We start from the raw sequence: 25,354 nt of genomic DNA on the forward strand, positions 1-25,354 counted from the left end.
AAGGGGTGCTACTTTTTATCGCTACTGCCGCCAAGACTACGACGTTTTGTTACTGTTTGGAAGGCGTAAATAATATCTCCTTCCTGCCATTGTTGAAAATCATCCAAGCGCACACCACATTCGTAGCCCGCCGCAACTTCGCGGACATCGTCCTTCATGCGTTTTAGCGAACTCAAGATGCCTGTGTGAATGACACTTTGCTGGCGCAGCACCCGTACTTTGCAGTTGCGCACGAGCTTGCCATTGAGGACATAACAACCGGCCACAGCTCCTTTGCTGAGGGGGAAGATAGCTCGCACTTCGGCTTGACCCAGTTCTTCCTCGACCAGTTCGGGTTCCAGCATCCCCTCCATTGCCCCTTGAATATCATCGAGGAGCTTATAGATGATGTTGTATTCGCGAACATCAACGTTGTGCTGCTCAGCCGCTTGGCGTGCCCCTGAGGCAAGGGTGGTATTAAAGCCAATGATGACGGCACTACTGGCGGCGGCAAGGTCAACATCGGTTTCAGTAATTTCGCCGGGGGCAGCCAACAAGACTCGCAACTGTACTTGATCTTGGGGCAGTTGGTTGAGGGCCGCCAAAATCGCCTCGACGGAACCTTGAACGTCGGCTTTGAGAATGAGATTGAGTTCTTTGAGTTCCCCTTCGCGGGCTTGACTGGACAACGAGGTAAGGGAGACCCGCCGGGCGGCTGCGGCTTGGGCAAGGCGGGATTGGCGTTGAGCGGCGGCTCGCTCCTCCGCAAGGGCACGGGCGGCTTTTTCATCGCTGAGGACTTCAAATTCATCCCCGGCAGCAGGGACATCCGCCAGACCCAAGACTTCGACAGCAAAGGAGGGGGTTGCTGCCTCGACACGCTGCCCGCGATCGTCAATCATGGCGCGAACCCGACCAAAACAGGCACCTGCCACCAGAATATCGCCGACCCGCAGGGTACCGTTTTGTACCAGCAATGTGGCCACAGGTCCCCGTGCCCGATCCAAGTGGGCTTCAATGACGGTGCCTTTGGCAGGGCGATCGGGATTGGCGTAGAGATCCTCCACCTCAGCCACCAGCAGGATCATTTCTAGGAGCGTATCGAGATTTTGCTGTTGCAGGGCACTGACAGGTACCATAATCGTGTCGCCGCCCCACTCTTCGGGCACCAAGCCGTATTCAGTGAGTTCCTGCTTGACCCGCTCCGGTTGGGCAGACTCTTTGTCAATTTTGTTAATGGCGACAATGATCGGCACTTTAGCTGCTTTGGCGTGGCTAATGGCTTCAATGGTTTGAGGTTGCACCCCATCATCGGCAGCAACCACGAGAACAGCAATATCGGTGACCCGTGCCCCCCGTGCCCGCATGGCGGTAAAGGCTTCGTGACCGGGGGTATCGAGAAAGACTACCTGATGTTTTTCGCCGTTGTGTTCGACATCCACGTGGTAGGCGCCAATGTGTTGGGTGATGCCGCCTGCTTCCCCTTGAGCCACTTTGGCATTGCGAATGGCATCGAGAAGGCTGGTTTTGCCATGATCCACGTGACCCATAATCGTGACCACGGGTGGACGCCGTTGCAGGTGATCGAGGTCGCTCGACTCCAGCATTTCGGTGACTTTTGTGGCCTCGGCTTTCTGCTGTGCCGTTTCCACCGTAATCCCCAATTCCTTGGCCACGAGTTCAATTGTTTCCACCTCAAGGGTTTGGTTGATGGTGGCGGCAATTCCCTTAAAGAAGAGAATTTTAATGATTTCCGCTTCGGGGCGACGCACTAAACTGGCCAACTCCTGCACTGACATCGGGCCTTCAATCGTAATGTGATCGGGCGGTGGTGCTTCGGCTGGCTCTTCGTGACGGCGATCGCGATGCCGGGGTTGTTTTTTCTCGCTGCTTTTTTCGGTTTTCGCCGCTGGTGTAACGGGACGGGCGGGACGAGGCGCCTTGGGCTTGGGTGGCCGTTGCAGCGATTGGCTGACATCAACGGTTACTTGGTGTACCCCGACCAAACGGCTGGTGAGTTCTAGTTCTTCCTCTTCGTCAATGACTTCTTCACGCAACTTGACGACGCGGGAGGATTTCCGTTTGTTCTCCTCATCATCAAAGTCTTTGTGACGGTGGCGGTCTTTGATGACTTTGCTAACGGACTTGTCATCGAGTACCTCAACGGTTTCGGTGACGGGCTTGGGTGGATTGGGTGCCCGCAGGACTGGCGCAACGGGTTTGGGTGGCGGTTGTAGCTCTGGTAAAGCTGGCTTGGGCGCCATTTCCGGGGGGTTGACGGGTGCCGGGGGAACTGCCCGCTGGACAATTTCAATGCGATCTTGACTGCTGGGTTTCGCAGGAGCGATCGCCACCTTTTCTTTTTTGGGGGGTTCCTTTAGCTCTTTGCGGGGTGGGGGAGCCGCAGCGACTTTTTCCACTTTCTTGGTGGGGCGGGCGGGCGGAGGGACTAAAGTAGGCGCTGGACGCGGTGGTGTCGGTTCGGGTTTTGCGGGAGGTGTAGGGGGTTTGGGCGCCACAGGTTCCACTGCCTTGGTGGCAACTGGTGCAGGGGGTGTGGGTCGCGCAGGGGGCTGCGGTGCTTGGGGACGAGCGGGAGGTTGTTGTAATTGAGGCTTGGGCGCTTCTGGCGTCTCAGAGCGGGGTTGAGTGTGGACAGCAACAATTTGCTGCGTTTTTGGAGGGGCTGGGGCTTTCTTCACAGGAGGAGGTGTTTTTGAAACTTTACGGGGTGAGGCACTATGGGGTTGATAGGTTTTGGCCGCTTCGCGAATGCGATCGGCATCGGCATCGGAAATTGTGCTGCTGTGACTTTTATAGGCAATTCCCAACTGTTCACAGATCGCCAATAAATCTCGATTATCTAGGTTGAGTTCTTTTGATAGGTCATAAATGCGAACTTTACCAATGCTCATGCTGTCTCTCAAAGGCTCTGAAATCTCTACGAAGGGGCAAACGGTAGGGCGATCGCGATCGCTCAGGTAAAGGCTACCGTCAAGGTGGAATTAATGGGTTTTAAGGGATGGGTTGGGGCAACTCACTCAACAACAATCTCAAGAGTCAGGGCTAAAAAAATAGAAGTATCCCTATTATTAACGATTTTGGTAGGGATTGATCAGGGCAACAGCCCCAAGGGGGGATCAATTTCAATTCTGCGGGCTGCTAGATCAACCACCGGCACGATGGCTGGCACAAAGGGAATATACACTGATCGGCGGGCTTCTTGCGCTGGGTCGAGTAACTGCACTTCTAGTAAGTCATTGCCGGCATTGACCAAGCCCACCACTTCGCCAACTCGCTCACCTTGGTGATACACGGCAAGTCCAATCAAGTCCATGAGGTGGTATTCATTTGCGGCAAGGGGTGGGCGATCGCTGGCGGGGACTAAAATTTCTGCCCCCTTGAGTGCCTCCGCTGCGGTGCGATCGCTGACTTCGGCAAAGGTAACCACAAACTGTTCGGCACGGGGTAAAAATCGCCCGCGCACGAGGGTAACCGCATGGGGTTGGGGCTGCCGGGGCGATCGCAACCAACGAGAACCCGCCACGGTAAAGCGTTCGGGAAAATCGCTAAAGGGCTTGACCTTAACCTCCCCCCGCAGGCCGTGGGCACCGACAATTTGGCCGATACAGAGCCATTCACTTGTCTCAGGGAAGGGGGTCACCATAGGCCGTCCAAGCCAACTTGAGTAAACCGTTCATAATTGCTGTGGCAACGCTCACGCCCCCCTTGCAACCCTTAATGGAGATGTGGGGCACCCAAGACTTTTGCAGGCGATCCAAAATGGGGGGGAGAAAATTGGGGGCAGCGTCAATAATCAAGGCAGGGCGAATTTCCTGAGCCTCCACTAAAGTCAGGAGGGGTTCTAGGGCTGAATGATCACTACTGAGGACAAAAATAGCCGTGGGATGGCGTCGTGCCAAGGTTTCTATGCCAAAAGCAATGCGGGACTTTTCCTGCTGCGGACGGGTGAAGGTTTCTGCCCCACAGTAAATGGGATTGCCAAAGGTGTTTTGGGTGTAGGAGAGCACCCCCACCTGCACCATCGTCACATCCACCACAATCGGGGTATGAGCGGCAAGGGCAGCCACACCGGATTGCAGGGCCTGCTCTGAGTAAATAATCAAATTCAGATACTCTAAATCCCCCGTCGCATAAATCACACGGCGCGTAATATCGTACTGTGCTGGACTCAGGTTGTGCCCGGCCAGCAACTGGTCAATAACCCGTAGTTGTGCAACGTCAGACTGGTGCCATTCCATCAAAGGTGCCGCAAGGGAGCTAGGGAATAATCAATATACCAACAAAATTTCTGCCCCACTAGGCGAGGTGGAGCCGTGACATCCTCTAGTGTACGAGGCGATCGCCCGATTTCATGCATGGTGTGGCGATCCACGATTTCAGCGAGACTGGTATGCTGGAAACAGCGTCCTTGAACTTGTGCCACTGTGTCTCAGATTCTCTGTCCTGTCCCGGCAGATCAACGACCGATCAACGAATATCGTGACCTCAAAGCCTCTTGGTTTTTTGAATGGTCGAGTTGGCCGCGGCCGCGTTTTCAAAGGCGTTTGCTACTGCTGTGGGGGATGGCTTGGCTCATTAGTGGTCCGGTGGCGATCGCCAGCTTTTCAGTGCAAGAGGCACCCCTACATGTTTTCTTCGCTGGGGTGCTAGGAGCAAACTTCCTGCTGTTGCTGATTCTTTTGCGCCTTGTACTCGGTTGGGCTTATGTGGGCGATCGGCTGCACCGTCCCACGGTCATTTATGAGGAAACGGGCTGGTACGACGGTCAGGAGTGGCAAAAACCCGAAACTGAATTGGCTCAAGATCGCCTGATCTATACCTACGAGTTGCGCCCGATTTTACAACGGTTACAGGTAACCCTTTTGGCGCTCGTGATCTTTTCTTTGGGACTGACCCTTGCTTGGGCACTCCTGTAGCTGCTGCTGATATTGTTGCTCATTGACCTGCATGACCGAACCTATGTCCAAACGCACCCAAGCCCCTCTGCTCGATGTTTGCTTACTGCGGGAAGGGATTGTTGAGTCGCGCCACCATGCCCATGCCGTGGTCTGTGATGCCCGGGGGCGAATTCTTGCCCTTGCAGGAAACGCGGAAACCGCTGCTTTTATCCGCTCTGCCCTGAAGCCCTTTCAAGCCTTGGCAGTGACCACCACGGGAACGATGGAGCGGTTTGACTTGAGCGATCGCGACCTCGCGATTATCTGTAGTTCCCACCAAGGGCGTATTGAGCAAGTCCGCCAAGTCTTTAACATCCTCTGGCGTGCCGATGTGGATCCCACTGCCTTGCAATGTCCCGTTCCCCCCGGCCGCCAAGGGGCACTGCAGCACAACTGTTCGGGTAAACATGCGGGGATGCTGGCGGTTTGTCAACAGCGCAATTGGCCATTGGCAAGTTATCTGCACAAAAATCACCCCGTTCAGGCTCTGATCCTCTCCAAGGTGGCGGAACTACTGAAGATGCCCGCCGCAGAATTTATCTGTGCCCACGACGACTGTGGGGCGCCCACGTATTTGATGCAACTGGTGCAGATGGCCACCCTTTACGGCCAACTGGCCTCGGGCAATGACTGGGCAATGGAGCGCGTCGTTCGTGCCATGACCCACCACCCTGATTTTGTTGCCGGTCCCGGTGCCTTTGATAGCGAGCTGATGCGCCTCACGGAGGGGGAAATCCTCAGTAAGTCCGGAGCTGAGGGGATTCAGTGTGTGGGTCGTGTGGGCGAAGGGATGGGATTGGCGATTAAGGTGAGTGATGGTGCGAAGCGTGCTAAATATGCCGTTGCTATTCAATTGTTGAAGCAACTGGGCTGGATTACTCCCAGTGTGGCGGAAGCTTTGGGGGAGCAGTTTCTGATTCCCAACCAATTTACCCGTCTCGAGGTGAATGGTGAACTGACCTTTGCCTAGGGGGCTAAATTCTAGCCTGAATAGGTTCTCCCTTGGGTTATGATTTGTATTCAATTTTAGTGAGCACGGAGGCTGTTGTGGCTGTCACAGCAAATGTCGGAACCATCTTTCCTGTGGTGTGGGCGGGCGATCGCGTGCAGTTAATTGACCAAACCCGCTTGCCAGAACAGTATGAACTCAAGGACATCACCACCGCAGCGGAGATGGCCACCGCCATTCGGACAATGGTTGTGCGCGGTGCGCCAGCGATTGGGGTTGCCGCTGCCTTTGGCATGGTCTTGGGGGCACGGGAATACACAGGGAGCGATCGCAAGGGCTTCTTGGCTCACCTAGAGAATGTCGCTTCCGAATTGCGGCAAACCCGCCCAACGGCAGTGAATTTATTTTGGGCCATCGATCGCATGCTTGGGGCAGCCCAGCAAGCCACAGCCAGCCTTGAGGAACTGCAGCAGCACCTTCTTGAAACCGCCCAAACCATTGCCCGTGAAGATGTGCAAACCTGTCAAGCCATTGGTGAAAACGGCCTTAGTGTCCTGCCGAAAACGCCCGAGAAGTTGCGCCTGCTTACCCACTGCAATGCCGGTGCCCTAGCGACAGCAGGCTATGGAACAGCGTTAGGGGTGGTTCGTGCGGCTTGGGCGGCGGGTCGCTTGGAGCGAGTCTATGCCGATGAAACTCGTCCTCGTCTTCAGGGAGCGAAATTAACCGCTTGGGAATGTGTGCAAGAGGGCATTCCTGTCACCCTGCTGGCGGATACGATGGCGGCGCACTGTATGCAGCGGGGGATGATTGATGCGGTGGTGGTGGGCGCCGATCGCATTGCCTTGAATGGGGACACCGCCAACAAAATTGGTACCTATAGTGTTGCCCTCGCCGCCAAAGCCCACAACATTCCCTTCTTTGTCGCCGCCCCCCTTTCTACAATTGATACTAAAATTGCTACTGGGGCGGAAATTCCCATTGAGGAGCGCCACCCCCAAGAAATTTATCAGGTGGGGTTTAGCCGCATTACACCCGCTGGGGTAGATTTTTACAATCCGGCTTTTGATGTCACCCCTGCCCATTTAATTAGTGGCATTATTACAGAGCTAGGGGTTTTTGCTCCTGCTGACCTTGCACAGGGTATTGGTGCAGCAGCAGGTTAACGGCGGCAGACTGCACGGGCAATATCACCCGCTATCGTACCGGGAGGATAGCTTTTGGTTCCCGTCCAATCCCAACCGTAATAATCACTCTTAACATCGTAGGGATTACAGGACGCCGTTGCCCGATGCCAGTAATCGTCGCCAAGGGTCGAGAGGCTAAAATCCACTTGGATAATGCCATTCCTATTTCTATAAAAGCGACGGGAATCCATATCCACAGTGTAAACACGGCCTCTACTGTCGCGAGCCACTTCCACTTCCATTTCTGCGAAACTAGGCGGGGCGATCGCCAGACTGAGGCTCAACGTTGCTGCCCCCACAAGGGCAACAGGTGTCCGAAACATGGTCACAAAACCTCTTTTTTTGCTAACACGATCGTAGCAACTGTGGTAGAAAATCGTTATTCCCAATTCAAAAAGCTTTATAGAAAAGATGATTTCCTCGCCATCCTCTTTAAGTACAACCGACCTCAACGCCCTTGCTGAACGGATCCGTATCGCGGCTGAGCGAGCCAATGGAAATGTCCATGACCTGTTGGCATTGCTGCGGCTTTTAGAGCAATTGCATCGCGAAATTTGTGACAATCAGTTTCAAGCGGCCTTGCCCACCAACCGCCAAGCGCTCTATCAACTACTGCGGGATATTGAAACCAATGGCGGCTGGCCCTACATTCCCCGCAAACGCCTAGAGTCTTTTTTGGGGGCAATTCAAGAGGAATCGGATAGTCATGAATTTTGAACGCTGGCTGATCCGCCAAGAGCCGCAGTGGCTAGAGCTAGAACACCTCCTCAACCGTGCTGAGACACAGGGGATTCAAGCGCTATCGGCAACGGAGATTTGCCGCCTCAGTCAGTTGTACCGCTTGGTTAGTGCGGATTTAGCGCGGGCAAAAACTCGCCGCTTGGGCAGTAGCATCGTCAACTATTTGCAGGGTCTCACCTTGCGGAGCTACAGCCAAGTCTATCAGGGTCAGCGCTCCCAAGATTGGCGCAAGGTCTGGGGGTTTTTCCAGCGGGGCTTCCCAGCGGTTGTCCAGCAAACATGGATCTATACGGCCTTTGCCTTGGGAGTGTTTCTGGTGGCGGCGGCGATCGCTTGGTGGTATGCGTGGAGCGATCGCCAGTTTTTGGAACTAGTGGTACCCGCAGACATCCTTTCCCTCGTGGAAGAGGAGGGCAAGCTCTGGATGGGATCGATCGTGGGGGTTGAACCCCTAGCCTCCAGTGCCATTATGACCAATAACCTGAGTGTGGCTTTTGCAATGCTAGCGGGAGGTATCCTAGGGGGACTAGGAACCCTCTATATCCTCTGGAACAACGGTCTGCACATGGGGGCGATCGCTGCCTTGGTGGCTCAAAACAATCTAGGGTATCCCTTTTGGGCTTTTGTCAGTCCCCATGGTGCTTTGGAGCTGCCTGCAATTTTTCTGGCCGGCGCTGCGGGTCTGTTGTTGGGGCAAGCGATTCTCTTGCCGGGGCGTTACCGTCGCCTGAGCGCACTCAAAGGCAATGGCGCCTTGGCAGCACAACTGATGTTTGGCATTGTTCCCCTCTTGGTGATTGCCGGTATTATCGAGGGCTTTTGGTCGCCCAATCCGCTAATTCCCAACAGCGTTAAATATCTTTCTGGCTTAGGGTTATTTGCGGCTTTAGTGCTCTATTTGGCTTGGCCGCTAGAGCGATCGCCCACGGGTGAGGGAAAATAGAAGGATGCTTTATTGACGTTTAGGCCGATCGCGAGAACACTATGGCAGAAAACTGGCGCAGTCGCATCATTACAGAAGGCGTTCAACGCACCCCCAACCGAGCCATGCTGCGAGCCGTGGGCTTTGGCGATGAGGATTTCAACAAGCCGATTGTTGGGGTGGCCAGTGCCCACAGTACGATTACCCCCTGCAATATGGGGATTGCTGCCCTTGCCAGTCGTGCCGAAGCAGGCATTCGGGCAGCGGGGGGAATGCCGCAGTTGTTTGGCACAATTACGGTCAGCGATGGTATTTCCATGGGCACGGAGGGGATGAAATACTCTCTCGTCTCGCGGGATGTGATTGCTGATTCGATTGAGACCGCCTGTAATGCCCAAAGTATGGATGGGGTGCTGGCGATTGGTGGCTGCGACAAAAATATGCCCGGCGCGATGATTGCCATGGCACGGATGAACATTCCCGCCATTTTTGTCTATGGGGGCACGATTAAGCCCGGTCATTGGCAGGGTCAAGACCTGACGGTGGTTAGCGCCTTTGAAGCGGTGGGTCAGTTTAGTGCCGGCAAAATGGATGAGGCGACGCTCCATGCCATCGAGCACCATGCTTGTCCGGGGGCGGGTTCCTGCGGCGGTATGTTCACGGCCAACACAATGTCCTCAGCCTTTGAAGCCATGGGCATGAGCCTAATGTACTCGTCAACAATGACAGCGGAGGATGCTGAAAAAGCCGACAATACAGAGTTGGCGGGCAAGGTGCTGGTGGAGGCGATTCGTAAGAATATTCGACCCCGTGATATTATCACCCGCAAATCCATTGAAAATGCCCTCAGTGTGATTATGGCGATCGGTGGCTCGACAAATGCCGTGCTGCACTTTCTGGCGATCGCCCACAGTGCCGAGGTTCCCCTCACCATTGATGACTTTGAAACCATTCGCCAGCGGGTGCCCGTCCTCTGCGATCTCAAGCCCTCGGGTAAATACGTGACTGCGGATCTACATCGGGCAGGGGGCATTCCCCAAGTAATGAAAATGCTCCTCAATGCTGGCCTACTCCACGGGGATTGCCTCACGATTACGGGGGAAACCATTGCCGAGCGGCTGCGGGATGTGCCCGATACCCCCGACCCCAACCAAGAGGTGATTCGTCCGTTTGACAAGCCTCTCTACGCCACCGGCCACCTGACCATTCTCAAAGGGAATTTAGCCACTGAGGGCGCTGTCGCCAAAATCTCTGGGGTAAAAAATCCGCAGATTACCGGTCCGGCGCGGGTCTTTGACTCTGAGGAGGCCTGTTTAGAGGCCATTTTGGCCGGTAAGATCAACCGCGGCGATGTCATTGTCATTCGCTATGAAGGCCCTGTGGGTGGTCCGGGGATGCGAGAAATGCTGGCTCCCACCTCTGCCATTATTGGTGCCGGTTTAGGGGATAGTGTTGGCCTCATTACCGATGGTCGCTTCTCTGGTGGAACCTATGGCATGGTCGTGGGTCACGTTGCCCCAGAGGCGGCAGTAGGTGGCACGATCGCCCTTGTGGAAGAAGGAGACTCGATCACCATTGATGCCCATCGGCGGCTGCTGCAACTGAATGTCAGTGAGGAAGAACTGGCAGCGCGGCGGTCTAAATGGCAGCCCCCGGCACCTCGCTATACCCGTGGGGTATTGGCCAAGTATGCCAAACTCGTGTCTTCTAGTAGTCTGGGGGCAGTGACTGATCGCTTTGTTTAGAGGTGGCTAATTCCTGCAAAAAGGCCTCGATACCGGCGCGATCGCTCGTTTGGCGCGGATAGACCAGAGCAGGGCGTTGCAGGGTAATCAGCTTCACCCCCAGCTCACGGGCAAGGGTCTGCTTGATCTGCTCACTCTCGGTACCCGAGGCCTTGGTCACCACCGTTGTAATCTGCCACTGTTGCCAGAGGGCACGCTCTAACTCTCGCGATACGGGGGGGAAAATGGCAATTAAGCGCTGGCGATCGAACCCCGCCGCCAAGGCAGCCTCCAGTGCGCTTGTTGTGGGCAAAATCCGTGCAAAGAGGGTAGCCTGACGCTGGAGGGGCGCAAAAGCTGCCAAATGTTTGACTCCTAGGGTCAGCAACACCCGCTCACCCATGAGGAGATCCCCTTGCAGCAGTGTTGGCAAATCAGTATAGATGCCAAGAGCTGGCGGAAATGCTGGGCGTTCAAAGCGCAGGTAGGGCAAGCCAAATTCTTGGCTGATGGCAATGGCAAGGGCAGAGATTGCCACCGCAAAGGGATGGGACGCATCCACCACGGCTTGAATCGAATGTTGCTCGATAAACTCACGGGCACGCTCAGGGGTCAAGCGCTCGATATGGCAACTCAACAACGGATGCGCGTCATAAAGATGGCAGGCCGCCGCTGTGGTCACGCTCACCCAGCAGGGAAACCCTTGGCAGACAATTAATTGGGCAATCCAGCGACTCTCTTGGGTGCCGCCAATCAGCCAAATCGCTCCAGTCACCTAGCCCAGCAACGCTCGGCGAAAGTTTTCTCGATAGGACTTATTCATCAGTAGCGGTAGCCACAGCACGCTGAGAACAAAGCGCGATTGTGTGTAGTAGGTGCGGTGAAACCCTTGCCAAAAGCGCAGCGCAATCAAGAAGTAGAGAACAATTGCACCCAGACCGAGGAGTTCCATAAAGACGTTAGTGGATCTGAACTACCACTTCCACATTACTGGATTCTCCGGATCAAGGGTAGCAATGACCGGCCGGCTAATTTCATCGAGCATGGCCAAAATGGACTTATCTAACTGAAGGTCAGCCGCTTTGATATTTTCTAGCACTTGTTCCGGATGGCGGGCACCAACAATGGCACAGGTTTGCGGTTGATGCAGTAGCCAAGCCAACGCCAAATTCCCGACACTGCTGCCCAAGCTCTGGGCAATCGGTTTCATCAACTCAATCGCTTCAAGGGCACGGTCGTAGGTTTCTCCCTGAAAGAGCTGGTTTTTAGCACGGTTATCCTCAGGGTCAAACTGGTGGCCGGGACCAAAGCGACCCGTGAGCAACCCTTGGGCGAGAGAGGAGTAGGCCAAAACGGTAATCTCATGCTCAATACAGAAGGGGATGAGTTCTGTTTCTGCCCAGCGCCAAAAGAGGGAATAGGGGGGCTGGACACTCTCAATGCGTCCGTACTGCATCGCCTCCGCCAGTTGAGCACGGGAAAAGTTGGAGACCCCAATGGCACGGATTTTGCCCGCCACTTGCAACTCCACCATGGCTTGCATGGTTTCCTCGATGGGCACGATTTCTGAGCCAAAGGAGCCGGCAGGCCAGTGAATTTGGTAGAGGTCAATGTAATCAGTGTTCAGGTTGCGCAGCGATCGCTCGCAGGCGGCAATGACCTCCTTGTAGCGCAAGTGGTTAGCAAACACCTTTGTTGCATAGACACAGCGATCGCGCAAATCACCGACCGCTGCGGCCACAATCCGCTCTGAATGCCCATCGCCATAGACCTCAGCCGTATCAATGGTAGTCATCCCTGCTTCCACAGCCGTGCGGATCGTGCGAATGGACATCTCATCTTCTATACCGACCCACCAACGCTTGCCCGCTTGCCACGTGCCAAGAATGAGTGGCGTAATTTGGATATCTGTACGACCAAGGGGACGAGTTTGCATACAATCCTTCTCTTAAAGGAACAGCTAGGGGGGATGGTGGGAGACTGCACAATGGGTTTGACGATGACGTGATTGCGCTCTTGGTGCTTGGCTTCATAAAGCGCCTAATCCGCTGCATTAAACAGCTCTAAGGGGGAATCATTTCCCCGCGGAATCAGTAAGGCCACCCCAAAGCTCAGTCTCCCACAGCAACCCGCTGAAGAATATTCATGGACAATGTATCTCGCTTGAATCGCCTCCTGCAACTGCCACGCCACCAACTCCGCACCACCAATGTCTGTAAATGTCAATTTTTGTGACAAACCAAGAAGAGTACTGTCGTGCTGCCATAGATTTTAATGCGTTGCTGCTGCCAGCCGATCGCCAAGATCGCCTCTAAATCTGGTGGATTTTTTGTGCGACACTCAACAGCAATTTCTCCCTCAGGGCTAAGACACTTTTGCTGCCAAATTAACTGGAGAACGGGTAGATATAAGTCACTATTATAGGGAGGATCAAAGTAGATGAAGTCAAACTGAGGCACAGGGACTTGGGTCAATTTCTGGCGCACATCTCCCCGCAAAACTAAAGTGTGCTGATGGGGCTGGGCAAGGGTTGACCAGTTTTGGCGGATGACTTGACAGGCTTGGGGAGACTGTTCGATCGCCACCACCCACTGGGCACCCCGCAGCAGGGCTTCTGCTCCCATGGCACCGGTACCAGCACACAAATCCAGCCAGCAACATCCTTGGAGGCGACCTTGCCAAATATTGAAAATGGCTTGGCGAACTTTGGCACGGGTGGGACGGGTACTGTGACCGGAAAGGGTTTTGAGCGATCGCTGGCCAGAAATTCGCAGAGGCATACGCTTAAGGTAACGGCTTTCGCCCAAAATAAAAAGCCCCGGGAGTCTTGCCGTGTTTCGACCCCAGGACTTTTGTTTGCGAATCACTCCTCACTACCTACAAGATACTCTGAGTCCTTGGGAACTCCTGTAGCGACACATGACACTTTCTGAAGCGGCACCCTTTTGGCTTTAGGCTGCGGGCGTTGACTGCATTGTCGTGGTTCCTTTGGTTTGGGCAAGCCTGCCAATTTCCTGATCAATAAAGAAGAGTCCTTGCCCCTCCGTGCCAATCAGTTCAATCTTGTCAAGGATACTCTTGAACAAAAACTCTTCTTGGTGCTGCTCGGCCACATACCACTGCAAAAATTGCAACGTCGCATAGTCAGGCTCCGTATCCGCTAACTGCACTAACTCATTAATTTTGTGAGTTACAAACTGTTCATGCTCATAAACTTTACTGAACATCTCCCGCAGGGACTGAAATGTGTGTGGGGGAGCTTCCATACCGCCTAGGATTGCCAAGGCACCGGTTTCATGCATGTAGTTCAAAAGCCGCCGCATGTGTGCCATTTCTTCATCAGCATGTTGACTGAGGAACGCCGCACAACCCTCAAGGGCTTTGTGGGCACACCAGGAACTCATCTGCAAGTAGAGATGTGCTGAATAAATCTCAAGGTTGATTTGCTCATTGAGCCGGTTGGTCATTGCTTGGGATAGCATTGTTGATTCTCCATTCGTAAAGTTCAAGAGGGTAAAAACCACACTGATGACAGCCGCCACAGTGGCTAGGGATGATTTTTTTCACCCGTCCTTTGCGGATGAGTTGGCTAAGGATCAGTTCAATCATCGCTGGCGGTACCTGAAAATGGGCAACCAATTCTTCCAAGGAAACCACGTGGTGCTTCTGAATATAGTCCTGCAGTTGCAAGAGCATAATTATGTCCCCTGTGGCGAGGAAAACCGCTGGCGATCGCCCCAATATTTCAAGGCCATGATTACCATCCCCATCACTGCCCCTAGAGCCAGTAACCAAATCAGCGAGAACATCGGATGCGCCGCAAAGGTCATGAGTTGGTAGTAAGCAGTGGCGACCCAGTAGGCCAATCCCGTTGTCCAAGCCGCTACAAAGATGGTCCAGCCCAAATTGGTTTCTCGATAGACGGCAGCAGTGGCCGATACACAGGGAAAGTAGAGCAAAACAAAGAGCAGGAAGGCGATCGCTGCCGTTGTCGTGCCAAACCGTTGTGCCATCTGGCCAAATGTTGTGTAGTGCACGCTCTGAAGTTCAGCTGCGGCTTCGGGGTTATCTGCCTCTTGCAACACATGGAACCCTAAAGGATCAAGCACCCGTTGCCCTAGCTCACTGAGATTTTTGGGAATGCTGAGCACTGCTTCCTTTAATCCCCCCCAAACTGAAAAGGGTTCTTCTGGTGTATCCCCAGCTTCAGTGCTTTGGGCTTCTTGGCGAGCTAACTCTGTATAGAGGGCATCCATCGTTCCCACCATCACTTCCTTGGCAAAGATCCCCGTAAAGAGTCCTACGGTTGCTGGCCAGTTGTCGGACTGAATCCCCATTGGCGAGAAAATCGGCGTAATTTGGCGACTAAAGGCGCTCAAAATCGATTGAGTACTATCCTTTTGGCCAAAGCGACCATCGGTGCCGACAGAGTTGAGCAGTCCGAGAATGACCACAAGGACGACAATCATCTTGCCCGCTCGACTAATAAAGGTTTTTAGCCGCTCCCAAGCCCGCAGGAGTACCCCTCTGAAGGTGGGTAAACGGTAGGGGGGCAATTCCATTACAAACGGAGCAATCTCTCCTTGAAAGAGGGTGCGCTTCATCAAGAATCCCGTGAAGATGGCTGCGGCAATTCCCACCATATAAAGCAAAAACACGATATTTTGGCCGCTGCGGGGGAAGAAAGCAGCAACAAACAGGGCATAGACCGGTAGGCGGGCACCACAGGACATAAAGGGATTCATCAAAATCGTCATCAGGCGATCGCGCCGATTCTCGAGTGTGCGGGTGGCCATAATGCCGGGGATATTGCAGCCAAAGGAAACCATCATCGGTACAAAGGACTTACCGGGTAAGCCCAGCCAGCGCATCAACCGATCCATGACAAAGGCTGCCCGTGCTAAATAACCAGAGTCTTCAAGAAGTGTGAGAAAAATAAAGAGCAAGCCAATTTGAGGAATAAATGTTGCCGTTGTTTGGATACCGCCCCCCACTCCCTCTGCCAGAAGACCAATGAGCCAACCGGGGGCATTAAATGTTTCCAGCACTTGGGTCGGCCAACCCACGACCAGCGTTCCGACACCAATATCAAAAAAGTCAATAAAGGCACCCCCCACGTTAATTGAGATGAGAAATATCAAGTACATGACGGCCAAGAAAATGGGAATTCCCAACCAGCGGTTGAGTGCAATGCGGTCAATGCGATCAGAGACTGTTGTTGTCAGGCGATCGCCCTGTTCCAGAACCTCAGCCATTAGGTGCTGAATCCAGCAATAGCGACTATCGGCAATCACAAGGTCTATGTCTTCTCCTAGGGTCTGGTGAATCCGCTCTCGCCATTGGCGCAGTGGTGCTACAACATCATTGGGAACTGATTCAATATATTGCAGCCAAGCCAAGGCCTGTGCCCGATTTTTGAGGCCTTGAGTCAGCAAATCAGCAATAGCCTCTTCAATCACAGGGGGTTGGGGCACACTAACGCTAGAAACAGGTGGTGCTGCCAAGGCAGTGCGAATAGTTTGCCGCAGTTGAGCAAAATGCTGTTGTTGTTTGGCACAAAAAGGCAGCACCGGTAGACCTAAGCGCTGGCTCAAGGCTGGGATATCCATCTTGATTTTGGTGGCACGAGCCACATCCATCATGTTGAGGACAAGGATGAGGGGGACTCCTAGATCAAGCAATTGTGATGTGAGGTAAAAATTGCGCTCTAAGTTAGCGGCATCCAGAATATTCACTACCAAGTCATATTCCCCCGCCAATAGAAACTTGCGGGCAATCTGCTCGTCTAAGCCAGTGCTATCCTCAGCATCGAGGGCATAGACCCCCGGTAGATCCACAACTTGGACAGTGATGTCGCGATCCCGATAGCGGCCTTCCTTGCGCTCAACAGTAACTCCTGGCCAGTTCCCTACCCGCTGATTTGCCCCCGTAAGACCATTGAAAATTGTTGTTTTGCCACAATTTGGGTTACCAATTAACGCAATTGTTGCTGCCATGTCACACTCCTTTGCTAGAGCAGATGGACTTTGAGGGCATCAGCTTCATCCTTACGCAAGCTCAAATGAAAGCCTCGCACCTTAATATCTGTGGGATCACCCAAGGGGGCATGGCGGACAACCTCAACTTCGGTGCCGGGGGTTAAACCCATGGCTAATAATTTGCGTTTGTAACTGGGGGTGGTAGGGGCATAGCCGATAATGCGCAGGCGAGCACCAAGGGGGGCACTGCGTAGGTTTACAGCTGCCAATTCCAGCTCTTTGAGCAAGATGTTTTGGGCTAGCTCGTGGTTCACACAAAACCGCTTTGAGTCAAGAGCCACCATGACTGCCCCGCGATCGCCCCGATGTAAGATGCTAATTATCGCCCCCGGTGCCAGACCCATCCCCAACAGTTGCTGGGTATTGCTGCACATTAACTTCACAATGCAGTAGCGATCGCCCACCTTAGCTTCAGCAAGGGAAATCAGATTAGACATGCCTCGTCTCCATCGCTGTCTTCGAGAATGGGGGTCGGCGATATAGGTAAAGGGTGGCCACAAAGGTGATGACATATTGCATTTAATGATTTTTTGAAAGCTAGTTATTGCATATAATTCTCAATTTATAGCACAGCTTTGCAGTGGCACCGTGACTTTAGCAAGTCTTAACCTATCTCCAATCATCCTAAGAGCTGAGCCTATTTGAAAGTTTTGGTGTGAATTTTGTCTTAAGTGAGATATTGAGACTTGCAATAAGTCTTTTATTAAGATATTTAATCTCATAAGAGATTTTACAAAGAGCGTTTTTTATGGATGCGCAAAGCTCCTGCAAGTCACGGCGATCAAATCCGCTCAAAACGACGAAAGTCCCTATGGGTTTAGAAATCACCCTTGCTCATAAAGGCAGCTTGAAAATTTGCCTAAGTTTTGTCGTTAGCCAAGTTTTGATGCTGTTTTTCTACGATTGGGTCATCTCCGCCTCGATAAAACAAATAAACAGGCCAGCGAGGTCAGAGCTTGTGATGTCCAAGTAGCGTTTGAACTCATTGGGTTTTTCAGGTCAGTGGGGTAAGGTGTCATCCCCCGTTCCCAGCGCTTTGGCAGCAACGATTAAATCGTAGTAATCGGTGTACCACACCTGCGGATCGTCCATGTCGGGAAAAAGCCGAGCGTTGTCAATCAGGTAAAGAAGAGCGACTAGGATCCTTTTTCTGGTGCGGTAGAGCTGTCTCGGCGGGCAATGTTCTGCTGTGAGCAGATGAACAAGACGAATCAGGGCAAACACGCGACTTAAGGTGATCTCGAAGTCTGACCGTACTTGAGAGGGGGGATGTTCTTCTCCTTAAGGTTTACAGTTGCCATCCCCAGAGACAAGCGTTGCTATTAAACCCTTGGAAAACGGCTCTACCTGACTGGTTCTGTTTGACCGATTGTGGGTGCCGCAATAGAGCAGATTTTTCAAACTCCCTTTTGAAGAGGGTTTTTACTGCCATAGTTTGAACTATGGACTAAAACTGGACTAAATTTCCTAGGTTGTGCCAACCGCTCCATCGCCATTGAGGAAAACCCCAGCAAGTGTTATCTTAGATAAGTTGTCGGGATGTAGCGCAGCTTGGTAGCGCACTTCGTTCGGGACGAAGGGGTCGCAGGTTCAAATCCTGTCATCCCGATTGGTTAGCCTTAAACTGTTAAGATAGGTAAGAAATACCCTTGGATTTTCTTGTGCTATGACCTCGGCTGCATCCTCAGTTGCCCGTTCTGACTTAGCAGAATTGCGTCGTCTCAAGTCTCTCTTGCCACCAGAGCTGCAAAGCTGGGTGACGATCGAACCGGCCAGTGGGGTGAATCCTCCCCTCATTACCTGCGAAGAAATTGGCAAAGATGAGGTGGAGATTCAAATTGATTTAGCCCGTTGGGATCAATTGGCCAAGGATCAGCGCAATCTCCTCTTTTGGCATGAGGTCGCCCGCATTCAAAATGACACGGTTCCCCGCGATGGCTGGGAGATGGCAGCACTAGCGATTGGTTTAGGGGGTGCTGTGGGAGAACTTTGGGTGCAGGATGGCCTGTTGCTGCTGCTTGCCCTTGGGCTGTGTGGCTTTTCGGGCTGGCGGCTCTACCAGCGCAATAATGGTGAAAAGGTTCTCAAGGAAGCCATTGCTGCTGATGAGCGGGCGATCGCCCTTGCGACTCGTTTTGGCTACGAACTCCCCAACGCCTACAAAAGCCTTGGCAGTGCCCTCAAGCTCTTGATTGAGCAAGCCCCCAACCGCCGCCAACGCAAACGCTATGAACTGCGTCTGCAAGCCCTGAAAAAGAGTGCGGCCAAAGCCAAAGCGCGCATGCAGGCCATGCAAAACGACACTCCAGCAGAATCTTAATCATGGCTCGGCCAAAACGCCAACTGCTGCTGCCAACCCTCATTCTCCTATGGACAGTGGCCAGTCTAGGGTTTATGGCGCAGTGGGATTTACATCCTGTCCTGCGGTACTATGGCTGGGTCTTCACGGCGCAAGTTGCCTTTTTGATTTTCTTTGCGCCAGGGATCGCCCGACAGCTGAGGGGTACCAAACGTTCCCAAAAAAATGAAAGCCTGCCTTGAATTCATAAAAAACCCTCGATCGCTCTGACCGAGGGCAGCACCTATAGCTCAAGCGGAGAAATATTGCGATTAACTTTCAACAACTGGATTGAGAAAAGCTTCTAATTGCTTGAAATTAAATCCCATGGCGCGCAGAGCATGCCAAAGGTGCCCTTGAAGAAAGAAAAAGGCAAGGAAGAAGTGAGCATTTGCCAACCAAGCACGGGGAGTATGCTGCCCAAGGGGTAAATCGATGGTGTCCGCAAAGTAGGGAGCAATTCCCAGTTTCACTTCTAGGGGTGGTCCGTAAAACTCTACGGGATAGGCGAGGGTATTCACCGCACAAAAATAGGCCGCCACAAATCCCGCGAGGGCAATGCCGCCAAGGGAGTAGGAAAGGATCGCTTCAGCATTAAACATCAGCACTTTTCGCGCCCAAGTCAGCGGCGGCACAAGAATATGCCAAATGCCACCCGCAATGAGCAAGAGGGCAACATAGATATGCCCGCCCACGAGATCTTCCAAATTGTCAATAGTGGCAAAGTGGGTTTGATAGCCATAGATGACAAAGGGATCCAAGGTGGGCTGGGTGACAAGGCGTACCGTCTGCAAATTGGCATCGTACAACCCGCCCCAGATGGTTGCTTTGAGCACTAATAGCAAGGCACCAAACCCTAAAAAGAGCAAATGATGCCCCAAAATAATCCCCAGTTGTTTCGGATCGTCCCAGCGGAAATGGAAGCGCCGCGCCCGCCCTGTGGCGGTACTGAGATCGTGAGGGGCACGAAAGGTATGAAAGAGGGCACCCGCACCCAGCACGGCTGAGGAAATGAGATGCACGGCGCCAATGACAAAGTAGGGGTACAGATCCACAACTTTACCGCCCTCGCCAATGCCAAACCCTAAGGTCGCTAAATGGGGCAGCAAAATCAAGCCCTGTTCCCCCATGGGTAGATCGGGTTTGTATTGGGAGATTTCGTAGAGCGTAAAGGCACCCGCCCAAAAGACAGTTAGCGCTGCTTGCGCCACATGGGCAGCAATAAATAGACCCGACAGGTTCACGAATCGGGCATTGCCTGCCCACCAGTCGTACTTGACATTGGCTTGGCCATAGGTTTGTAAACCTGCACCTGTTGGTGGTGGTGTAGTCACAGAGGTTGGGGATTCACTGGCGATCGCCATACATTCCTCCTTCGATAAACGCATAATATCGACGCTGAACTTATTGAGGATAAATCTCAATAAAGCCTAGGCCTACTATAGCACCACTATTGAGAATTATTAGCATCTGGCAAGGATAAAATGTAAAGATATGTAACTCCCCTCCAGCGGCAATCTGTATCTCCGAGAACTTGAGCAAGATCAAGCCAAGGCAGTAGGGTAATAGCAATAGGCTGTTGGCGAGCAAGTATGGCCATTTTGCTTTATCACGACGACGTGGCAACGGCAGCAACGTTGGTCTCTATCTTGACCACTGCGGATCATCGGGTGGATGTCGTTGCTCGCTCTGAAGACCTCTGGGGACTATTGGCCAGTAGTCGCTATCACCTATTGATTGTGGATGAGTCCCATTTAGGCACGGCAGTTGAGGCCTTTTGCCAGCAGGTGCGCGATCGCGGGTTTCAAGAGCCAATTTTGATTCTTACCCGCAAGGATTGGCCAACCCAGCCAGAAACCCAAGTGATTTATTACCACTATCCCTGCTCCCCAGCAGCGCTCCTTGAAATCGTCCAGCAGCTCCTCAGCGCGATCGCCACCTCCAAGCCTGACAATCATAACGACTCAGGCCTGCCCCTTGTCCTGCACATTGATAACGACGCCGAGTTAGTTCGCTCCCTTGAGGAGCACTCCGTTGATGGTGGGTTCCGCTACGTCGCAATGGATAGCTGGCCGCTGGTCAACACCTTACTTGAGGAATGCTGGCCCAATGCTGTCATTCTCAATCCTGAAGTGATGCCTGATGAGGTAACCACCCGCGAGTTCTTGCAGCAGTTGCGGCAACATCGTCCCCCCATCCCCGCCCTAGTATTTACTGCCCGTGACACCTGGCGCGATCGCCTCGCCGCCATTCGCCTTGGCTCACGGATCACCTTGAGTAAGCCTGTTGATCTTGAGCGACTCTTGCAGACTCTCGAACAGTTACTGCAACCTCAAGAAATGACCTCCGCTAGTATCCTGACCGTGGATGATGACGCCGTCACCCTAGCCATCTTGAAACGGCTCTTGGAACCCTGGGGAATGAGTGTCACCTCCCTTCAGGATCCCGATCAATTTTGGGATGTCCTAGAGGCCACCAACCCCGAATTGGTTATTCTCGATGTCCAAATGCCCGGCATTAACGGCCTAGAACTCTGCCAAGTGGTGCGCAATGATCCCCACTGGAACCAGCTGCCAATTCTTTTTCTTACCGCAACCACTGATCCAGCCCTTGTCACCCAACTCTTTGCCGCTGGCGCCGATGATTTTGTTAGCAAGCCAATTGTCGGCCCTGAGCTAATGACGCGGATCATCAATCGCCTAGAGCGTACCCGCCTCCTGAAACGCTTGGCAGAGGTAGATCCCCTCACGGGATTGAGCAATCGTCGTAAAGCCACAGAAGAGATTGAACGCTTTTTGACCCTTGCCAACCGCCAACAGCAAACTCTTTGCATCGCCGTTTTGGATTTAGACCATTTCAAACGCATCAATGACACCTATGGTCACGACGTTGGCGATCAGGTATTGGTGACCACCGCTCGAATGTTGCGACAGTCCCTACGGATGGAAGATGTCGTGGCTCGCTGGGGTGGCGAAGAATTTTTAATTGCCCTCTATGATATTTCCCTTGATGTGGCCAAACACCGCCTTGCCATCTGTTTACAGCGATTGCGCAACCATACCTTCCACGCCCCCAACCATGACAGCTTCAAGGTGAGTTTTAGTGCCGGCATCAGTCAGTTTCCCACCCACGGGGAGACCTTACTACAACTGGTGAAGATAGCCGATGATGCCCTCTATGCCGCTAAGGCAGCGGGACGTTCTCAGATTGCCACGGCGCCAAAGGAGATGTCTCCAGAGCTGGCCAATGCTTCCCCCCAACAGGAATAAGCTATCCTATAGGAGCACCCTCATTCTTAGTAAGACTTGGCGTCAGCACCGTTAACTGCTCTGAATGTATGAACCTTGAGGCGTCCCCTGCGCAAAATGCCACGATTCTACTGGTAGATGACGACCCTAATCTTGTCCTCTTGGTCAAGGATTACCTTGAGATGCAGGGGTATCGTGTACTGACGGCAGCCCATGGCAACGAAGGTCTGGCAATTCTGCAGCAGCAGACGCCCGACTTAATTATTTGTGATGTGATGATGCCCCAGATGGATGGCTATAGCTTTGTCAGTGCAGTGCGACAACAAACACACCTCAGTTGGTTACCGGTGCTCTTTCTCTCGGCCAAGGGGCAAACCCACGATCGCATCAAAGGGTTGCAAACCGGCGGTGATGTTTACCTAGTCAAGCCCTTCGAACCGGATGAACTCCTCGCCCAAATCCAAGCCCTCCTCAAACAAACGGCTCGCCTGCGGGAAGCGCAACGACTGCAATCCCCTCCTGCGCCTACACCACCCCCCGGTGTCGAACTCACTCCCACAGAAACCCGAATTCTCCAATACGTTGCCCGCGGAATGTTGAATCGTGAAATTGCGGCAGAACTACATGTCAGTCAGCGTACCGTAGAAAGCCATGTCAGCAATATTTTGGGTAAAACCGGCTGCCATAATCGCACTGAATTGGCTCGCTGGGCGATCGATTACCATTACGTGTAACATACTCTCGACGATCGCGGGGCTTCCCACCTAGTCGCTAAACCCATATCACCGCTGCATGTGTTCTGCCAATAGGGCTTGGGCGCGGGGTTTATAGAGCAGATAGAAGAGTGCCTCCATATAGCGCATCATGTCTTCGCGGTTTTCTTGGGAAGAGAAGTTCCAGAAGCCGTAGATCTTGGCAAGGGAAAGCAGGCGTGTACAGTGAATTTTCCAAGTGTAGGTGCTATAGACCCGCTGGATACCCGCTTTGGAAATTCGTTGCCACTGCTGCGGATCGCGATCGCAAGCCTCTATAAAGCGGCGGATAGTCTCCGCCATTTCTTCTAGGTGGGTTGGGTTGATATAAAAACCATTCACCCCATCTTGGATAATTTCCAGAGGGCCACCAAAGCGGGTACCAAAGGTGGGCAGACCACTGATCATGGCTTCCAAAATCGTCAGGCCAAAAGCTTCAAACAACGCCGGCTGGACAAAAATCCCTTGGCGATCGGCAATGATGCGGTAAACTTCCCCCGAATCTGCTTTCGGTAAACGAATCCCTAGCCAGCGAATCTTACCGTGGAGATTGTACTCGTGGATGATTTGATAGAGCTTCTCAATTTCGGCGATTTCCTCGCGATCGCTGGAGTCTTCGGTACGCAATTTCCCTGCCACCAAAATTAAATTACACCGCTCTTGCAGTTCTTTGCTGCGGCCAAAGGCTTCTGCCAGTCCTGTGAGGTTTTTAATCCGATCCAGCCGTGCCATCGAAAAGAGAGGGCGTTTGTTCGGATTTTCTAAGTAACCATAGATCTGCTGCGGATCCTCAAGGGTAAAGAGCAGTTCCTCCAACCGCTGGCGATCGCCCTCTAGCCGCTCCGTATAGTGGTAGTAGGGAAAGTAAACCTGTTCATTCACTCCCGGGGGCACCACATTAAATTTCGGGCTAAAGAGTTCAATGCCATTCACCACATGGTACAGGTCAGGCATCGTAAAGGATTGATAGGACTCGTACTGGCCAATGCTATCGGGTGTGCCCACAATCTCTTGGTAGGTGCTGCTGATGATGAAGTTGGCAGCATTCATGGCAATCAGATCCGCCGTAAATTGCATTGAGAAGTGATATTTATCCTCTAAGTCCTGCCAGTAGAGGTTACTAAAGAGGTACTTGGATTTCTCGAGGGCATGGGCAATGTTGCATTGGGTCACCTTCATTCGCCGCGCCAGCAAAAAAGCCACCAAGTTGCCATCGGAATAGTTACCAATAATTAAATCGGGCACATGGCCAAATTCCGCCCGCAACTCCCGCTCCGCGTCAATGGCAAAGGTTTCCAAATAGGGCCAGATTTCAAAGCGAGAAATCCAGTTTTGGGTCACCTTGGGATTAAATTCGCGAAACGGCACCCGCAGGATCCAGGCGTTGTTGGTGCCGTAGATTTTCTCTAGGCGTTGGTTGCACAGCGTCCCTTCGGCATTGGGAATCAGGCGAGTCAGGACAATAATTTTAGGCCGTGCCTCCAGTACCCCCAGCCCGGCCAGTTCTAAATCCTCCCGCATTTGTTTTTCAAGGCTTTTCACTTGATCGAGGATATAGACCACCTGCCCGCCGGTGTCGGGTCGCCCCAGCACCCCCTCTTGGCCAAACCAGCCGTGGGGAGAAATGAGGGCAATGCGAAAGAGCATCGGAATCCGCGAGACAAAGGCCTCTAGCACTTGGTGATCGGGCGAATCTAAGAGTTGATCTAAAATTTCTAGGGTGTCGCGTACCCGTGCCGCCGTATTGCCCCAACCCGGTTCAAAGCCCAGATTTTGGAGTTCAAAGCGAAACTCACTGTAGGCCTCGTCGGAGGCGCGATCGCTCAGTGCCACTAGGGCTTGTTTGACCTGTTCTGAGAGGTGTTGAGGAGAGCGAATCCGCTCGTTAATCAGAAGTTGATAGCCGTTATAGCGGTGAATTTGCAAAAAGTTAAAGAGGTTCTGCTGCCACTGGCGCGGGTCTTGGAAAAGCTTGCTGGATAAATAGCGATTGAGAAATTCCACCCCCTTACCGATATTCTTGGCATCACGGATAATTGGCGAGTAGTCATAGAAGGGCTGGACATCAATTTCAAAAACATCCCCCTCATTGGGATGGTACCGATTGACTAGGCGATCGCGCAGATCCAGTAGCTCTGGAATTGTCATCGGCACGATCGTCAAATCCTCCACCAGCAGCCGACACACCTCCTGCTGCGCAATCCGTGGCCGAATAATCCAACACAGACTTTCGTTGTCAACAATGATCTCTTGGGTATAGAACACCAGCTTGCTGAGGCGGGATTCGAAGGGTGTGGGGACAGGGCGATCGAGGTCGCGACAGTAATCTGCAAAGGCGCCCAAAATATCATTGCGCAGGAGATAGCGTTTTTCCCCTAGTTGCAGGATGCGTGAAAATTGGCGCAGATCGGCACGTTCATCACTTTCAACAACGGATTTGAGGAGCACAGAGGTCATCGGCAAACTCACAACACGGCTTTTACCTGAGACAGCACAGCGGCTCAAGTCGTTTCTA

At 52.9% G+C, this 25,354-nt stretch carries 26 protein-coding genes and 1 tRNA gene; 11 read left to right on the plus strand and 16 right to left on the minus strand.

Annotated features, from left to right (window positions below; translation table 11 throughout):
• Positions 1–8 precede the first annotated feature (8 nt).
• From infB to RHI63_RS01780, 4 genes are all read right to left on the minus strand, one after another.
• The gene (gene infB, locus RHI63_RS01765; RefSeq protein WP_310743286.1) at positions 9–2,894 is read right to left on the minus strand and encodes a translation initiation factor IF-2; all 2,886 of its coding nucleotides are present in this window, start codon (positions 2,892–2,894) and stop codon (positions 9–11) included.
• 200 nt (positions 2,895–3,094) lie between these two features.
• Positions 3,095–3,646 (minus strand): ribosome maturation factor RimM, encoded by a 552-nt coding sequence (rimM, locus tag RHI63_RS01770; RefSeq protein WP_310800393.1) that lies wholly within the window; start codon positions 3,644–3,646, stop codon positions 3,095–3,097.
• Complete coding sequence (locus RHI63_RS01775; RefSeq protein WP_302677778.1) at positions 3,627–4,241, minus strand: precorrin-8X methylmutase; 615 nt, start codon at positions 4,239–4,241, stop codon at positions 3,627–3,629. The genes rimM and RHI63_RS01775 overlap by 20 nt, the downstream gene beginning before the upstream one ends.
• Positions 4,241–4,426 (minus strand): hypothetical protein, encoded by a 186-nt coding sequence (locus RHI63_RS01780; RefSeq protein WP_302677145.1) that lies wholly within the window; start codon positions 4,424–4,426, stop codon positions 4,241–4,243. Before RHI63_RS01780 ends, RHI63_RS01775 begins: the two co-directional genes overlap by 1 nt.
• 1 nt (position 4,427) lies before the next feature.
• On the opposite strand from RHI63_RS01780, the gene RHI63_RS01785 reads away from it, so the two are divergent.
• The 3 genes from RHI63_RS01785 (at position 4,428) to mtnA (ending at position 7,055) form a co-directional block, all read left to right on the plus strand.
• Positions 4,428–4,919: a CGLD27 family protein gene (locus tag RHI63_RS01785; protein WP_206200818.1), complete on the plus strand. Its 492-nt coding sequence runs from the start codon at positions 4,428–4,430 to the stop codon at positions 4,917–4,919.
• A 43-nt stretch (positions 4,920–4,962) separates the two neighbouring features.
• Positions 4,963–5,910, plus strand: a complete 948-nt coding sequence (locus RHI63_RS01790) for an asparaginase (protein WP_255451666.1) — start codon at positions 4,963–4,965, stop codon at positions 5,908–5,910.
• A 77-nt stretch (positions 5,911–5,987) separates the two neighbouring features.
• Positions 5,988–7,055: an S-methyl-5-thioribose-1-phosphate isomerase gene (gene mtnA, locus RHI63_RS01795; protein WP_310743287.1), complete on the plus strand. Its 1,068-nt coding sequence runs from the start codon at positions 5,988–5,990 to the stop codon at positions 7,053–7,055.
• On the opposite strand, the gene RHI63_RS01800 is transcribed toward mtnA, so the two are convergent.
• Entirely contained in the window at positions 7,052–7,399 is a 348-nt protein-coding gene (locus RHI63_RS01800) for a hypothetical protein (protein WP_206200820.1), read from the minus strand. The genes mtnA and RHI63_RS01800 overlap by 4 nt on opposite strands.
• A gap of 88 nt (positions 7,400–7,487) precedes the next feature.
• On the opposite strand from RHI63_RS01800, the gene RHI63_RS01805 reads away from it, so the two are divergent.
• Genes RHI63_RS01805 through ilvD form a run of 3 tightly spaced genes read left to right on the plus strand, consistent with a single transcriptional unit; the run spans position 7,488 to position 10,484 of the window.
• Positions 7,488–7,793 carry a hypothetical protein gene (locus RHI63_RS01805; protein WP_310821761.1) on the plus strand — a complete coding sequence of 102 codons (306 nt, stop codon included), beginning with the start codon at positions 7,488–7,490 and terminating at the stop codon, positions 7,791–7,793.
• Positions 7,783–8,760 carry a stage II sporulation protein M gene (locus tag RHI63_RS01810; protein ID WP_310821762.1) on the plus strand — a complete coding sequence of 326 codons (978 nt, stop codon included), beginning with the start codon at positions 7,783–7,785 and terminating at the stop codon, positions 8,758–8,760. Before RHI63_RS01805 ends, RHI63_RS01810 begins: the two co-directional genes overlap by 11 nt.
• A 41-nt stretch (positions 8,761–8,801) precedes the next feature.
• Positions 8,802–10,484: a dihydroxy-acid dehydratase gene (gene ilvD / locus RHI63_RS01815; RefSeq protein WP_310453184.1), complete on the plus strand. Its 1,683-nt coding sequence runs from the start codon at positions 8,802–8,804 to the stop codon at positions 10,482–10,484.
• Here ilvD and RHI63_RS01820 read toward each other — a convergent pair.
• The 9 genes from RHI63_RS01820 to RHI63_RS01860 form a co-directional block, all read right to left on the minus strand.
• Positions 10,447–11,238 carry a cobalt-precorrin-6A reductase gene (locus RHI63_RS01820; protein WP_206200824.1) on the minus strand — a complete coding sequence of 264 codons (792 nt, stop codon included), beginning with the start codon at positions 11,236–11,238 and terminating at the stop codon, positions 10,447–10,449. The two genes, ilvD and RHI63_RS01820, sit on opposite strands and share 38 nt — an antisense overlap.
• Entirely contained in the window at positions 11,239–11,415 is a 177-nt protein-coding gene (locus tag RHI63_RS01825) for a hypothetical protein (RefSeq protein WP_206200825.1), read from the minus strand.
• A gap of 21 nt (positions 11,416–11,436) precedes the next feature.
• Entirely contained in the window at positions 11,437–12,399 is a 963-nt protein-coding gene (locus tag RHI63_RS01830; protein WP_206200826.1) for an aldo/keto reductase, read from the minus strand.
• A gap of 104 nt (positions 12,400–12,503) precedes the next feature.
• Positions 12,504–12,689 (minus strand): hypothetical protein, encoded by a 186-nt coding sequence (locus RHI63_RS01835; protein ID WP_206200827.1) that lies wholly within the window; start codon positions 12,687–12,689, stop codon positions 12,504–12,506.
• On the minus strand, positions 12,686–13,243 hold the full coding sequence (gene rsmD / locus RHI63_RS01840) for a 16S rRNA (guanine(966)-N(2))-methyltransferase RsmD (RefSeq protein ID WP_310453186.1): 558 nt from the start codon (positions 13,241–13,243) through the stop codon (positions 12,686–12,688). The genes RHI63_RS01835 and rsmD overlap by 4 nt, the downstream gene beginning before the upstream one ends.
• A gap of 171 nt (positions 13,244–13,414) precedes the next feature.
• Positions 13,415–13,945, minus strand: coding sequence for a non-heme ferritin (gene ftnA, locus RHI63_RS01845; RefSeq protein ID WP_206200829.1), 531 nt, complete (start codon positions 13,943–13,945; stop codon positions 13,415–13,417).
• Positions 13,911–14,159 carry a FeoC-like transcriptional regulator gene (locus RHI63_RS01850; RefSeq protein ID WP_206200830.1) on the minus strand — a complete coding sequence of 83 codons (249 nt, stop codon included), beginning with the start codon at positions 14,157–14,159 and terminating at the stop codon, positions 13,911–13,913. The genes ftnA and RHI63_RS01850 overlap by 35 nt, the downstream gene beginning before the upstream one ends.
• A gap of 2 nt (positions 14,160–14,161) precedes the next feature.
• On the minus strand, positions 14,162–16,459 hold the full coding sequence (gene feoB / locus RHI63_RS01855) for a Fe(2+) transporter permease subunit FeoB (RefSeq protein ID WP_310821763.1): 2,298 nt from the start codon (positions 16,457–16,459) through the stop codon (positions 14,162–14,164).
• A gap of 14 nt (positions 16,460–16,473) precedes the next feature.
• Positions 16,474–17,013: a ferrous iron transport protein A gene (locus RHI63_RS01860; protein WP_399364497.1), complete on the minus strand. Its 540-nt coding sequence runs from the start codon at positions 17,011–17,013 to the stop codon at positions 16,474–16,476.
• Between the two features lie 1,023 nt (positions 17,014–18,036).
• Here RHI63_RS01860 and RHI63_RS01865 point away from each other — a divergent pair.
• The 3 genes from RHI63_RS01865 (at position 18,037) to RHI63_RS01875 (ending at position 19,042) form a co-directional block, all read left to right on the plus strand.
• A tRNA-Pro gene (locus RHI63_RS01865) sits at positions 18,037–18,110 on the plus strand.
• Between the two features lie 57 nt (positions 18,111–18,167).
• A complete protein-coding gene (locus RHI63_RS01870; RefSeq protein WP_206200832.1) occupies positions 18,168–18,821 on the plus strand; it encodes a DUF3318 domain-containing protein in 654 nt (217 codons plus the stop codon).
• A 2-nt stretch (positions 18,822–18,823) separates the two neighbouring features.
• Positions 18,824–19,042 (plus strand): hypothetical protein, encoded by a 219-nt coding sequence (locus tag RHI63_RS01875; protein ID WP_310800396.1) that lies wholly within the window; start codon positions 18,824–18,826, stop codon positions 19,040–19,042.
• Positions 19,043–19,111: 69 nt separating this feature from the next.
• On the opposite strand, the gene RHI63_RS01880 is transcribed toward RHI63_RS01875, so the two are convergent.
• On the minus strand, positions 19,112–20,203 hold the full coding sequence (locus RHI63_RS01880) for a chlorophyll a/b binding light-harvesting protein (protein WP_206201572.1): 1,092 nt from the start codon (positions 20,201–20,203) through the stop codon (positions 19,112–19,114).
• Between the two features lie 228 nt (positions 20,204–20,431).
• Between RHI63_RS01880 and RHI63_RS01885 the strand changes: the two genes are divergently transcribed.
• Both RHI63_RS01885 and RHI63_RS01890 read left to right on the plus strand, forming a co-directional pair.
• Positions 20,432–22,108 carry a diguanylate cyclase gene (locus RHI63_RS01885; protein WP_206200834.1) on the plus strand — a complete coding sequence of 559 codons (1,677 nt, stop codon included), beginning with the start codon at positions 20,432–20,434 and terminating at the stop codon, positions 22,106–22,108.
• 68 nt (positions 22,109–22,176) lie between these two features.
• A complete protein-coding gene (locus RHI63_RS01890; protein WP_206200835.1) occupies positions 22,177–22,821 on the plus strand; it encodes a response regulator transcription factor in 645 nt (214 codons plus the stop codon).
• Positions 22,822–22,869: 48 nt separating this feature from the next.
• Here the strand turns inward: RHI63_RS01890 and RHI63_RS01895 are convergent, their stop codons facing one another.
• Positions 22,870–25,296: a sucrose synthase gene (locus tag RHI63_RS01895; protein WP_310801358.1), complete on the minus strand. Its 2,427-nt coding sequence runs from the start codon at positions 25,294–25,296 to the stop codon at positions 22,870–22,872.
• Positions 25,297–25,354 lie beyond the last annotated feature (58 nt).

Origin of the sequence: Thermosynechococcus sp. GLH187 (genome assembly GCF_031583395.1) — a bacterium.
In the GTDB taxonomy this organism is placed as follows: domain Bacteria; phylum Cyanobacteriota; class Cyanobacteriia; order Thermosynechococcales; family Thermosynechococcaceae; genus Thermosynechococcus.